Origin of the sequence: Synechococcus sp. R55.2 (assembly GCF_047462075.1) — a bacterium.
In the GTDB taxonomy this organism is placed as follows: Bacteria; Cyanobacteriota; Cyanobacteriia; order Thermostichales; family Thermostichaceae; genus Thermostichus.
Map to the genome: position 1 here is coordinate 1 of NZ_JANSIH010000003.1, position 12638 is coordinate 12638.

The window sequence follows — 12638 nt, forward strand, 5'->3', positions numbered from 1 at the left end:
ATCGCTGCATAGTTGAACAGTGATGTTCAGCAGTGTTCAGCGTAAATGTATCAGACCCATTCCACTATGGCAGAGGAGAAGCCAAAAACCCACTCTCCGGCTTTTGCCAGGCATGCTCGCTATAGTGGAAGCCGAGTTGCGGGATAGATTCTGTGTTGCAGGCTTCTCCTTTCTTCCAGGCCGGGCGGATGGGCGCCTATCCCCTGGGCTCAGGCTGCTATCACTTCTCGGTGTGGGCGCCCTTGGTTGAGCAGGTGGAGCTGAAGCTGCTCAGCCCTGTCCAACGTTGCTTTACTCTAGTGCGGGATGAGCAGGGCTATTGGCAGGGGGAGGTGGACGGGATCCCGCCTGGGCCGGTGGACTATCTCTACCGCCTGCACACCTCAGCAGGGGTAGTGGAGCGACCAGACCCGGCCTCCCGCTGTCAACCGCATGGCGTTCATGGCCCCTCGCGGGTGGTGGATCCCCGCTTCGACTGGCAGGATCAGGGGTGGAAGGGGATCCCGCTGCCCCAGTGGATCCTCTACGAGCTGCATGTGGGCACCTTTACCCCTGAGGGCACCTTTGCCGCCCTGATCACTCGCCTGCCGGAATTGGTAGAGTTGGGGGTGAATGTGCTGGAGCTGATGCCGGTGGCCCAATGCCCGGGGGGACGCAACTGGGGCTACGACGGTGTTTATCCCTACGCGGTGCAGACCGCCTATGGGGGAGCTGAAGATCTGAAAGCCCTGGTGAACGCCTGCCACCAACTGGGCTTGGCCGTCATCTTGGACGTGGTCTACAACCACCTGGGGCCGGAGGGGAACTACCTGCGGGATTTTGGCCCCTACTTCACCGACAAGTACCACACCCCTTGGGGGGATGCCCTCAACTTCGACGACCGCTATTCTGACGGCGTGCGAGAGTTTTTCCTACAAAACGCCGAGTACTGGCTGGAGGAGTTTCATCTCGATGGGCTGCGGCTGGACGCGGTGCATGCCATCTACGACTTCGGCGCCCGGCCCTTTTTGCAGGAGCTGGCGGAGCGGGTGGATGCCCTAGAAGCTCGCACTGGCCGGCCCAGGGTTCTCATTGCCGAAAGCGACCTCAACGATGTCCGCCTCATCACCCCCCGAGAGCAAGGGGGCTACGGGCTAGATGCCCAGTGGTGCGACGACTTTCACCACTCGGTTCACACCCTGCTCACCGGCGAAACAGTGGGCTACTACCAGGATTTTGGCCAATTGGAGCAACTGGCCAAGTCCTACCGGGAAAGCTACGTCTTTTCCGGCCAATACTCCCGCTACCGCGCCAGGCGTTACGGCAACTCCGCCGCCGGACGGCCAGGATCCCAGTTTGTGGTCTGCATCCAAAACCACGATCAAATCGGCAACCGCATGTTGGGAGAGCGCCTCAGCCAGCTCACCTCTTTCGAGGGCCTCAAATTGGCTGCCGCTGCCCTGCTGCTAGCTCCCATGCTGCCGCTGCTATTTATGGGGGAAGAGTATGGGGAAGTGGCGCCATTTCTGTATTTTGTCAGCCACGGGGATCCCGATTTGGTGGAAGCGGTACGACAGGGACGCCGCCGCGAGTTCAGCGCCTTTGCCTGGCAGGGAGAGCCGCCGGATCCCCAAGCTGAAGAGACTTTCTTGCGCTCCAAGCTGAATTGGGAGTTGAAAAAGGCCGGTCACCACCAGGTTCTCTGGAAGTGGTACCAGACCCTGATCCGGCTGCGCAAAACCCAACCGGCTCTCCAGCACTTGGAGCGGGATGGAGTGGAAGTGGAGCTGTTTTCGGGCGCTGGCCTTGCCCTGCACCGCCGCCACGGATCCCAGTCTTTGCTTGCCCTTTTCAACTTCAGCCCCAATCAGGCGGTCACCTATGCCCATTGGCCCGGCGGCACCTGGGAGAAGCTTTTGGATAGCCACGAGGCCCAGTGGTTGGGAAAGGGATCCCAACTGCCGGCAGAAAGCCAAGGGGATCCGGTTGAGGTACTGGGCTATGGGGTGGGCCTCTATGGTGCTTTGCACCGCTAACGCAGATGGCTGCGGCCAGAAGGGAAATCTCGACCGCTCCAGACCTGGCAAACGGAAACGGTCTAGCCGATCTTCGCGCCGCGGAAATAGAGGGAGTCAGGCAAGGGCCTGCGGGCGAGGCTGGGATTTCGGGAAGGTTTGCTCACCGGTTGGCCGCGATAGGTCAGCTTGGGCTTGGCAGGGTTGCCCGTAGGAGCAGCCTCTGGTTGGGACTGCACGGGTACGCCCGGCGACAGTTGAGCCCACACTTCCGCGTGATTCTCAAACTGCACCACAATGCTAAGAAATCGCCTTTCAATGTCGGCGCGACTGGCAGATATCGCGTCTTGGGCGCGTTTGTTCACTTGCCGAAGGGCGTAGAAGTGATTCTGAAACTTGATCACCTCCACCAAACCCTGAGGAGTCGAAGCCCAGAAGCCACTGTCTGCATCGCTGTAGTCGAGAATAACCATGGCTAACTCCTACACTGACGAGTGGATGGATAAAGAATTCCCAACTCTTCCACTATGGATATCAAACGTCGTGAAACGTAATGGTGAGCTTGATCACATTGACAATGTTTCGATATCTCTTGAGTGTCTTGATTGCAGCTATGTTGAATTACAGTAGTGCAACCGCTCCTTGGCTCTCAACTTTCCTCTTCCTAATGAGATAAAAACTGCGAGTTAGGGCCTCGGCGGTGCAGATTGTCAGGGGAACGTCTCAAGCTCGTTCAAAGCCCCTATTTTCAGATAGAATATCTACAGAATCACTATGGAAATAACTTGTAATCTTGACCGCAGCCGTAGCGCCAAGCCTCGCGGCGCCGCTTCCAGAAGTAGTCTTGGGGGTCGGTTTCCAGCTCCGGGCGATCCGTTAGCCTTTGCAGCAGCTCGAAGAGGCCAAGCGCGCCAAAGTGGCCCGCCCATTCCACCAACTCCGGCAACCCCAACCGAGGCAAAAGTCTGGCTACCAAGCTGGGATCCCGACGCGTCACCCCCCACAGGGCCTGGGCCAAGCCGCCAAACTGCACCACATCCAGCAAAAAGGGCTGCACCACCTGGGGGCCAGCGGCAACCATGGCCGCAAACACCCTGCTCAACAGGCGGTTAATGCTATTGGGATCCCAACTTTTGTTCTGCAGAGGGGGAATCATGGCCTTCTGAAATAGCCAGGTCACGGCCAAGTTGGGCTGGTAGGGTTGCAGCAGGGCCAGGGCTGCCTGGTTCAACTGCCGTTGCGCCAGGGCCTCGTGGATCCCCTGCTGTAGGCGATCCAGGTGGCGCAACATGGCGCCAAAGCCGCCAAAGCTTAGAGGCGACTGGCTGCCACTGCTATCCCCCACCGCCAATAGGCGATCCCAGGGCAGTTGCAGCGGGCTGCGGCGGTAGGCGGGGAAAACGCCACATAGCTTGCGCACCCAGCGGATCTGGGCCAGCTCCACCCCCTGGTAGGCTGGCAGCAGCCGGCAGTAATCCCGCCAGAGCTGCTCTAGACTAGGCCGCCGGGGATCCCGGTCGCAGTAGGTAAAAAGATAGGTGGTGCGCCCATCGCGGGCAGGGAAAGCTTCCCAAAAGGGCTGGTAGCCGTTCTGGGCTGGGGTAAAGCTGTAGAAGAGATCTCCCGTGGGTTGGTCGGGCAGCCCCTGGGCACAGGATCCCACCACCAGACAGACGCTATCTGGCGGCTGCCCTTGGCGAGCCTGGGCCGCGATGGGCGAGCGGTGCCCCATGGCATCCACCAGCAGTTGAGCACGGATCTGTCCCTTGGTGGTCTGGAGGCAGATCCCATCGGGGTGAACGGTGGCACTTTGAAAGGCAGTCTGCTCCCACACTTGGCCCCCCCAGGCCAGGAAATGCTGCTTGAGGAACTCCAGGAGGCTGACTGGATCCACGCCCACATTCAGCACTCCCTCCACCCACCAGTGGGGGCCCTCCCCAAAGCCAATCCGCCCCCTCGGGTAGTGGGTAACCTGGACTGCCTCCCACTCGGGCGGGGTAAGCAGCTCCAGCTCTAACAACACCTGCAGCTCCTGGTGTGAGGTGTTCCACTCCTGCTCCCGCCCCCGCAGGATCCCGCGCTCCAGCAGGATCACCCGCCAGCCCCGCTTGGCCAAAGCCGCTGCCAAGAAGATCCCCAGGGTGCCACCGGCAATGACAACATCCACCTCCCAGCTGCCCAAGCTCTGGGAAGCCTGCTGCACGACTGTCGGCGGTAACTCCCTCCGCCTCTGCCGCAGGGATCCCCACCAGGCATCCGAGGCGGGCAAGGCTTCCGGCGGGGGGACAACTTCAGCCATCGGCAGGAGGAACCCACAAGACCATCCTCTTCACCCTAAATCAAGCCCCGACTTTTGAGGCGACGGTGGAGCAAAAGCAGCGTATCCGCCTCGCCGACATTGCCCGGAAACAACACCACCGGCAGGTTGGGAAAGCGGGGATGATCGGACGGGGTGATCACCATCGAGATCCCTGGGTAAATTTGCCCCAGCAAACGCACTGCCGGCAAGTCGAGGCCAGTGCTGAGGGTGTCGTTGGAGGTGATGCCACCCTTGCTGATGAGGTAGCCAATTCCCGGCGGCAACCCCTGCACCACGCCCATCAACAACCGCGAAACCTTCTGTCCAAAAGCCAGGCGCCTTTCCACGGAGCCCTTTTCAAAAGTCAGTTCCTCCCGGCTGGTGTAGACCACCGGCGTCAGACCCTTCTCGTAGGCGCTGTGAACTTGGGCCAGGATCCCAGGCAGCAGCTCCGCGTCGGGATCCAATAGTCGCCTCACCTCCACCTCGATGCCTTGGGTTTCAGGCTCCTGCAGAAGGCGGGCCAACTGCTGGCTGGACTTTTGCACATGGGATCCCACGATCACCACCCCCGGTTGAGAGGAGCGAACAAACTGCCCCATCTGTTCCGGGGGAACGGGTTGTGGCGGCAACTGGGCCAGAGCCGTCAGGAGGCTGGCGGCACTGCGAAACAAAAAGCGTTTGCCTTGAGAGGCTGCCGCCAAAACATCTTGGGCAAACCGATCCAGATCCGCTTGAGTTTCTCCATCCACTACACAGCAGATATTCCCCTGCAAGGCCAGCAGCCGCGGCAAACAGCCAGAGCGAATCTGCTCTAGGGTCAATCGCTCCACCTGCTCAGCCCGGATCCGCCCCTGGGTTTTCTCCTGCACATAGTCCGGCAAATAGCTGTGGTGGTAGCCAAACACCGCATCCCGAGCAAACTCCGTCTCATGCACCGGCACCCAGCGCTCCCCCACCCGTAGGTAGTGGACACTGTTGCGGGTGATGCGCCCTCCCTCAAAAAAGGCCGGCACCAGAAAATGAGCATCGAAGGGCCCCAGCTCCGCTGCCATCACATCGGTTTCCAAGGGGTAGTGCCCCCGCAGCGTCGAGTCGGAGCGGCTAACAAAAAGGGCCCGCTCCCACCCCAGCTCCCCCATGGCCTGCTTGAGGGCCCGGCAGACCGACCGCGTCACCTCTTCGGCCTTGGCCGGCGGCAGGGATCGGGTGTTGGTGAGGATAAAGCGAATTGGCGAGCTATCCTGCAACCCCAGCTTCAAGGTCTCCGGATCCCAGCGGGTGAGGAGCAGGCAACTGTGAACGGTTTGGGATCCGGTGGGATCATCGTCCAACACAATGATGGGGGGAAGAGCCATGAGACCGTCTCAATCGACAAAGCAACCCGAGAACTCCAGAGGACGAATCCCCCTCAGAGGGCAACCGCTGTTCTCATCTTCGCCTAAGTTGGCCGTCTTCTCTGCCCTTATTCCAGGCGAAGTTTGCCATGATTGAGATCAACTGGCTCTGTTGAATCCAAAACGACTGCAGACATTTCCCCCCTGCCCACATTCATGGGAGAAAGCCATGGGGCAAGCCGAGCTGCAACTTCACATCAAACGGGTACAGCAGGACGTGCTGCGCATGGGGGCGCTGGTGGAAAAGTCGGTGGTCTTGGCCCAGCAGGCCCTGTTTGAACAGAACTTGGCCGCCGCCGAACAGGTGATCGCCCAAGACAAGCAAATTGACCGTTTTTATCGTCAAATCGAGAAAGACTGTATTAATTTGATTGCCTTGCGCTCCCCGGTGGCGCGGGATCTGCGCTGGATCAGTACCCTGATGCAACTGGTACGCGATCTGGAGCGGATTGGCGACTACGCCAAAGATTTGGCCGAAGTGGCCCTGCGCTTGGTCATGTACCCGCCGCCCCCGGAGCTGGGTCGTATTCAGGTGATGATGCAGCGTTGCCAGAAAATGCTCAGCCACAGCCTGGTGGCCCTGACGGAATTGGATGCTGACCTGGGCCGACAACTGAAGCGGGAAGACGACGCCGTTGATGAAGATTACACTAACCTTTACAATACGTTGGCGCAGCAGTCTGACATTCGCGGATCGGTCGAGCCTATTCTATTGATGTTGCTGGCGATCCGTTACCTGGAGCGTCTGGCCGACCACAGCACCAACATCGGTCAGCGGGTAGCTTTTATCGTCACCGGCCAGCGTGACTAACGCCAACGGGTTGGGTCTTGCGATGTCTTAACCCCTCTTCTTCTCTCCTCTTTTGCCAATACCCAAAATGGACTTCTCTCGAATTTTTCAGCATTTTCTCTCTCAGCCTCCCGAGCAATTGACCGACAAAGATACTCTTCTTGCTCTCTTGCAGTCCGCCGATCCAGAAGCGCCGGAAATGCTGGAGATTGCCCTCGATGGCCTGGTGCGGGCCGGGTTTCTGGAACGACTAGGGGATCCACCCCGTTATCGGCGCAAGCCGGACGAATCTTTGGTGGTGGGGCGTTTGCGCTGTTCCAGCAAAGGCTTTTGCTTCGCCATTCGGGACGAGCCGGGGGTGGAGGATGTGTACATCCACGGCAGCAACCTCAGCGGCGCCTGGAATGGGGATCAGGTGTTGGCGCGGGTCACCAAAGATGGCAACCGTCGCCGCAGCCCTGAGGGAGAGGTGGTGGCCGTTGTGGAGCGGGCCAATTCTGCCCTGGTGGGTCGCCTCAAACAGACGGAACAGGGTTTTCGGGTGGTGCCCTTGGACGACCGGCTGCTGTTCGAGCTGGCCCTGACGGAGGGATCCCCTGTCGAGCTGGCGGAAGGTCGGGTGGCCTATGTGGAGGTGAATCGCTACCCGCTGGGGGATCTGCCCCCAACCGGAACCATTCGCAAAATTTTGGGCGACGGCCCAGAGGCCTCCATCGATGCAGATTTGGTCTGTTGCAAGTACGACCTACCGCAGGAGTTTCCCGCTCCAGTGTTGGAGGCAGCAGCAGCTCTGCCCAAAAAGCTCAGCCGCTCTGACCAAAAGGGCCGCCGCGATCTGCGCGATTGGTTTTGCATCACTTTGGAGCCTTTGGATCTGCAGCATCCCCACGGCTTGGAACCCAACGTGGCTGTTTCCTTGCAGCGGCAAGAGAATGACCACTGGCTGCTGGGGATCCACATTGCTGACGTGGCCCATTGGCTGGATCCCGACCACCCCTTGGAGCAAGAGGCTCAGCAGCGGACGGCCACCGTCTACCTCGATACGATGGTGCTGCCTCTCTTTCCGCCGGAGGTGCACAACCGCCTGGCTCTGTTGCCACAGCAGGAGCGCTTGGCCTATTCACTGCTAGTGACCCTCGACCCAGAAGGGGTGGTACAAAACTTCGAGATTTACCCCAGCCTGGTGCAATCGCGGGCTCACCTGTCCTATGGTCAGGTGCAGGCTCTTTTGGCCACCACCGCCGACTTGGGCCCCGACGAAGAAGTGCCGGAGTTGATGGCCCTGCTGCAAAACCTGCTGCGCCTCAGCCAGATCCTACGGGCCAAACGTCACCAGGCGGGGGGATTTGACCTGCCCCTGTTGGATTTGCTCACTCCCCACTCTGCCGATGAAAGCGGCTACGGCCCCCTCTTGATCAGCGATCGCCTCGGCGCCCATGCCCTGATGACGGAAATTCTCCTGCTGGCCAACCAAATCCTGGGCCACCATTTGCGCCAGTTGGGGATCCCTTCTTTGGCCCGCGTGCAGCCTGCCCCTGCCGCCGAGGCCCTGCAGAGCTTTTTGCGCCTGGCCAATGCCATGAAGCTGGATCTGAATTTGCAAGATCCCGCTGTCGTAACTCTGGCGGACTGGCAGCGGATTTGTGCCCGCATCACCGCTCCCGATGTGTTGGCCTCTGGCGCGAGCCCGGCCTTGGTGGCGCAGATGCTGGCCACCTTGCCCCCGGTCGAGTATCGTCTCCAGCCTCTGGAAGAGCAACTCGGCCATTTTGGGTTGGGCCTCAAAGAACCCTACGCCACCTTTACGGCCCCCTTGCGCCGCTATGCCGACTTGCTCAATTTGCGTGCTCTGCACCTGGCCCTGAGCAAAGGACGCGATCGCCGCAGCCCTCGCTCCAAAACTGTGGTGGATCTGCACGGCCCCAGCGGCTACGGCCAAATCGACTGGCAAGTGTTGCCGCCAAAGGTGCAGGAGGAATGGCAGGCGTTTCTCCAGGCGCAACTGCCCAAAATTCAGGAGGGGTACCGGATCCGTCAGCAGGCGGAGCGGGAGCTGATGGGCCTGAAGCGCTCTGAGTTCATGCAAAAGCACCTGGGAGAGGTGTTCCCCGGCCTAATCATCGGTGTCCAGAACTACGGCTTTTTTGTCCAGGTGGATCCCATCTTGGCGGAAGGCTTGGTGCGGGTCAGCACCCTGAAAAACGATTGGTACGAGTACCGCAGCCGTCAGCAGGCGCTGGTGGGACGCAAGAGTCGGCGCCAGTTTCGCCTGGGGGATCGGGTGGAGGTGCAGATTAAGAACGTGGATTACTACCGCCAACAAATTGACCTGGCGGTAATCGGGGAAGGCCGTCCCTACGAAGAAGAAGAATAAGGCGGGGATCCCTCCATGGATCGCAGCTGGAGAGGACGGTTGTTGCGAACTCTGGCTCTGGCAAAATAGGCGATACCTAGATCAGGAAGATCCTACCGGAGCTTCCGGCACCCAGCTCTACTGCCCCGAAAGAGTCCAGGGTGCTCCCTGTGTCTGTATTGCCTTCCTATACTGAGTAGCAAAGCTCTGCCGAACTCCTATGCAGCCCACCAATCCCAACCAATTTACCGAAAAAGCTTGGAGCGCCATTGTCCAGTCCCAAGATGTGGCCCGGCGGCACCAGCAGCAACAGTTGGAAACCGAGCATTTGCTGATCTCCCTTCTGGATCAAGAAGGGGGGCTCACCCAAACCCTCCTGCAACGGGCAGGTATCGATCCGAGGCTGGTGCGGGATAAAGTGGAAAGCTTCATCAACCAGCAGCCCAAGTTGGCGCGGGTGGATCAGCTCTACTTGGGTCGCGGCCTGGAAACCACCCTGGATCGGGCCGAGGAGTTTCGCAAAGAGTACGGCGATGATTTCATCTCGGTGGAGCACTTGTTTTTGGGATCCCTGCAAGATGAGCGGGTGGGCAAGCGGGTCTTGGCACCCCTGGGCCTGACGGTAGAGCGCCTCAAACCGGTCATCAAAGAGGTGCGAGGCAAACAGCGGGTCACCGACAAAAACCCCGAATCCCGCTACGAAGCCCTGGAGCGCTATGGCCGCGATCTCACCCAGGCGGCCCGCGAAGGGAAGCTGGACCCGGTGATCGGGCGAGATGACGAGATCCGCCGCGTCATTCAGGTGCTCTCCCGCCGCACCAAAAACAACCCCGTCCTCATCGGCGAACCCGGCGTGGGGAAAACAGCCATTGTGGAGGGCCTAGCCCAGCGCATCAACCGGGGAGATGTGCCGGAGTCTCTGAAAAACCGGCGAGTCATTGCTCTGGACATGGGCGCTCTCATTGCCGGGGCCAAGTACCGCGGGGAATTTGAAGACCGCCTCAAAGCTGTGCTCAAAGAGGTCACTGAATCCGAAGGCCAGATCATCCTCTTCATCGACGAGTTGCACACCGTTGTCGGCGCCGGGGCCGGCGAAGGGGCCATGGATGCCGGCAACTTGCTCAAACCCATGCTGGCGCGGGGCGAGTTGCGCTGTATCGGCGCCACCACCCTGGATGAATACCGCAAGCACATCGAAAAAGATGCGGCCCTAGAACGCCGCTTTCAGCCGGTGTACGTGGATCAGCCTTCGGTGGAAGATACCATCTCCATCCTGCGCGGCCTCAAAGAGCGCTACGAGCTGCACCATGGGGTGAAAATCAGCGACTCCGCCTTGGTGGCGGCAGCGGTGCTCTCCAACCGCTACATCTCCGAGCGCTTCCTGCCCGACAAAGCCATCGACCTGGTGGACGAGGCGGCGGCCAAGCTGAAAATGGAAATCACCTCCAAGCCCGTCGAATTGGATGAAATTGACCGGCGGATCATGCAACTGCAGATGGAGGAGCTCTCCCTGAAAAAAGAAGATGATGCTGCCTCTAGAGATCGCCTCAGCAAAATTGAGCAGGAGCTGGCCAACCTGACGGAGCGACAACGGGAGTTGAATGCTCGCTGGCAATTTGAAAAAGAGGCTATTGAGCGCCTGCAAAGCCTTAAAGCTGAGCGGGACGCCGTTAAGCTTCAAATTGAGCAGGCTGAACAAAAATATGACCTCAACCGCGCTGCCGAGCTCAAGTACGGCAAGCTGATGGAATTGGAGCGGCAAATCCAAGAGCAGGAGGCTCACCTGGCCAAGCTGCAGACCAACGGCGAGCCGCTGCTGCGGGAGCAAGTGACTCCTGAAGATATCGCTGAGATCGTCTCCCGCTGGACCGGGATCCCAGTCACCAGCCTGATGGAGTCGGAAAAGCAGAAGCTGCTGCGCCTGGAAGCCCATTTGCACCAGCGGGTGGTGGGCCAAGACGAGGCGGTAGCCGCCGTAGCGGCAGCCATTCGGCGCGCCCGGGCCGGCATGAAGGATCCCAATCGCCCCATCGGCTCTTTCCTGTTCATGGGGCCCACTGGCGTGGGGAAAACCGAGCTGGCCCGTGCTTTGGCGGAGTTCCTCTTCGACACTTCCGAGGCGATGGTGCGCATCGACATGTCCGAGTACATGGAGAAGCACTCGGTCTCTCGTCTAATCGGAGCTCCTCCAGGCTACGTGGGCTACGAAGAAGGCGGGCAGCTCTCCGAGGCGGTGCGGCGACGCCCCTACTCGGTGGTGCTGTTTGACGAGGTGGAAAAAGCCCACCCGGATGTCTTCAACATCCTGCTGCAGGTGCTGGACGATGGCCGCATCACCGACTCCCAAGGGCGGACAGTGGACTTCAAAAACACCATCATCATCATGACCAGCAACATCGGCAGCGACCTCATCCTGGAAATTGGGGCCGATGAAAGCCGCTACGAGGAGATGAAAACTCAGGTGCTGGCCATGCTGCGGCACCACTTCCGACCGGAGTTCCTCAACCGGGTGGACGAGCTGATCATCTTCCACGCCCTCACCAAAGAGCAAATTCGCCAGATTGTCGGCCTGCAAATGCAGCGGGTGGAAAAGCTGCTGGCAGATCAGCAAATCGAGATCCTGCTCACCGAAGAAGCCAAGGACTACCTGGCAGAGGTGGGCTACGACCCAGTGTTCGGGGCCCGTCCGCTGAAGCGGGTGATCCAGCGGGAGATCGAAAACCCCATCGCCACCAAGCTGCTGGAGAACGAGTTCCTACCCGGCGACCGCATTTTGGTGGATGTAGCCAACGAGCGGTTGATCTTCCGCAAGATCGGCTCTCAGCCCAGCCAGGAGCCACCTGCTGCTGTGGCCGTCAGCTAAAGTGAGGGATCCTTCACAGAGTGATCACCTGGTCAGGTGGGTTGTTCTTCAACGCCTCGTAGAGGTCAGGGAAGCAGCCCACTTGCACCCCTTGCACTACATTTTTGGGAATGCACTGGGCCGGTTCCTTGCGCCCGCGTCCTTGGGCATCACACCAGCGGGGTTCCCCTTCGGCTAAGTTGCGCTCCAGGGCACACATGTCGCACATCATCAGCAGGATGTTTTGCTCTTGGGCAACCTTGGCCAAGCGCTCGCCAATGGGATCCCCCTGCCGCAAAACAAAGCAGTTGTCGTCGAAAAAGAACATGCCCACCACCTCCGCTCCATGCACCCCTGCTTCTAGCTGAGGCAGGATCATCTGGCCCAATTTGTAGGTGCCGCAGCGGGGATGGGTGAACACGTAGGCAACTTTCATGAGGCCCTCCTTGCTGTTCTCAATTTTGATTATTAATGATTATCATTTTCAAAGTAACACGAATTCCCTGACGGGGGTTGCCGGAACCCAGCAGGCCGAGGTGGAGGTTCATTGCGAACCTGCTTGAGACTGTTCCTGATGCCTTTGTGCTGTCCAGCTCCTCTCCCTTCGCAGGAGAGGGAAGTTACGATTATTTCGATTCAAACCAGGACGCTGCACCCACACCTAAAACGTTGGTCGCGTTGTCGCGTCAGCGTTGCGGAGCAATAATGCGGCGGGCCAGAAGGCTTTTCTCAATAGCCCAGGCGTCTCACCCTAACCTGAAATGACTACAGATTGTGGGTTTACTGAGGACACGGCCAATTATTCAGTGGCATTTCTCACTTGAGATGCGGGAGGGGTTTTCTGGCGGGTTGTCAGGATTTGGGGTTTCTAATTGCCAAGGCTGCTCTCGGAGTTGCTCTATTGAACCACTAGGTTGTGTTGATCTTTCATTTGAGCCAAAAGAGAGCACTGACGAGATAGAG

General features: G+C 59.4%; 8 protein-coding genes. 4 read left to right on the forward strand and 4 right to left on the reverse strand.

All coding sequences use genetic code 11. From position 1 onward, the window contains the following. Window positions 1-152 precede the first annotated feature (152 nt). Window positions 153-2015 carry a malto-oligosyltrehalose trehalohydrolase gene (gene treZ / locus NW838_RS00080; RefSeq protein ID WP_414357797.1) on the forward strand — a complete coding sequence of 621 codons (1863 nt, stop codon included), beginning with the start codon at window positions 153-155 and terminating at the stop codon, window positions 2013-2015. A gap of 62 nt (window positions 2016-2077) precedes the next feature. Here the strand turns inward: treZ and NW838_RS00085 are convergent, their stop codons facing one another. The 3 genes from NW838_RS00085 to NW838_RS00095 form a co-directional block, all read right to left on the reverse strand. Then, entirely contained in the window at window positions 2078-2467 is a 390-nt protein-coding gene (locus NW838_RS00085) for a hypothetical protein (protein ID WP_414427253.1), read from the reverse strand. 299 nt (window positions 2468-2766) lie between these two features. After that, window positions 2767-4293, reverse strand: coding sequence for an NAD(P)/FAD-dependent oxidoreductase (locus NW838_RS00090; protein ID WP_414427254.1), 1527 nt, complete (start codon window positions 4291-4293; stop codon window positions 2767-2769). Window positions 4294-4328: 35 nt separating this feature from the next. Further along, on the reverse strand, window positions 4329-5651 hold the full coding sequence (locus tag NW838_RS00095) for a four-carbon acid sugar kinase family protein (protein WP_414427255.1): 1323 nt from the start codon (window positions 5649-5651) through the stop codon (window positions 4329-4331). A 208-nt stretch (window positions 5652-5859) separates the two neighbouring features. Here NW838_RS00095 and phoU point away from each other — a divergent pair, with 208 nt between their 5' ends. From phoU to clpB, 3 genes are all read left to right on the forward strand, one after another. Next, window positions 5860-6501, forward strand: coding sequence for a phosphate signaling complex protein PhoU (phoU, locus tag NW838_RS00100; protein ID WP_414357802.1), 642 nt, complete (start codon window positions 5860-5862; stop codon window positions 6499-6501). A gap of 67 nt (window positions 6502-6568) precedes the next feature. After that, window positions 6569-8854 (forward strand): ribonuclease R family protein, encoded by a 2286-nt coding sequence (locus NW838_RS00105; RefSeq protein WP_414357803.1) that lies wholly within the window; start codon window positions 6569-6571, stop codon window positions 8852-8854. Window positions 8855-9053: 199 nt separating this feature from the next. Beyond that, window positions 9054-11696: an ATP-dependent chaperone ClpB gene (gene clpB / locus NW838_RS00110; RefSeq protein ID WP_414331635.1), complete on the forward strand. Its 2643-nt coding sequence runs from the start codon at window positions 9054-9056 to the stop codon at window positions 11694-11696. A gap of 13 nt (window positions 11697-11709) precedes the next feature. Here the strand turns inward: clpB and NW838_RS00115 are convergent, their stop codons facing one another. Then, window positions 11710-12111 (reverse strand): SaoD/DsrE family protein, encoded by a 402-nt coding sequence (locus NW838_RS00115; RefSeq protein WP_414357804.1) that lies wholly within the window; start codon window positions 12109-12111, stop codon window positions 11710-11712. Between the last annotated feature and the right edge of the window lie 527 nt (window positions 12112-12638).

Bases quoted from the DNA above. Each gene is read 5' to 3' on its own strand.
- NW838_RS00115 (WP_414357804.1), bottom strand. From the start codon at position 12,111: ATGAAAGTTGCCTACGTGTTCACCCATCCCCGCTGCGGCACCTACAAA.
- phoU (WP_414357802.1), top strand. From the start codon at position 5,860: ATGGGGCAAGCCGAGCTGCAACTTCACATCAAACGGGTACAGCAGGAC.
- NW838_RS00090 (WP_414427254.1), bottom strand. From the start codon at position 4,293: ATGGCTGAAGTTGTCCCCCCGCCGGAAGCCTTGCCCGCCTCGGATGCC.
- clpB (WP_414331635.1), top strand. From the start codon at position 9,054: ATGCAGCCCACCAATCCCAACCAATTTACCGAAAAAGCTTGGAGCGCC.
- NW838_RS00095 (WP_414427255.1), bottom strand. From the start codon at position 5,651: ATGGCTCTTCCCCCCATCATTGTGTTGGACGATGATCCCACCGGATCC.
- NW838_RS00105 (WP_414357803.1), top strand. From the start codon at position 6,569: ATGGACTTCTCTCGAATTTTTCAGCATTTTCTCTCTCAGCCTCCCGAG.
- NW838_RS00085 (WP_414427253.1), bottom strand. From the start codon at position 2,467: ATGGTTATTCTCGACTACAGCGATGCAGACAGTGGCTTCTGGGCTTCG.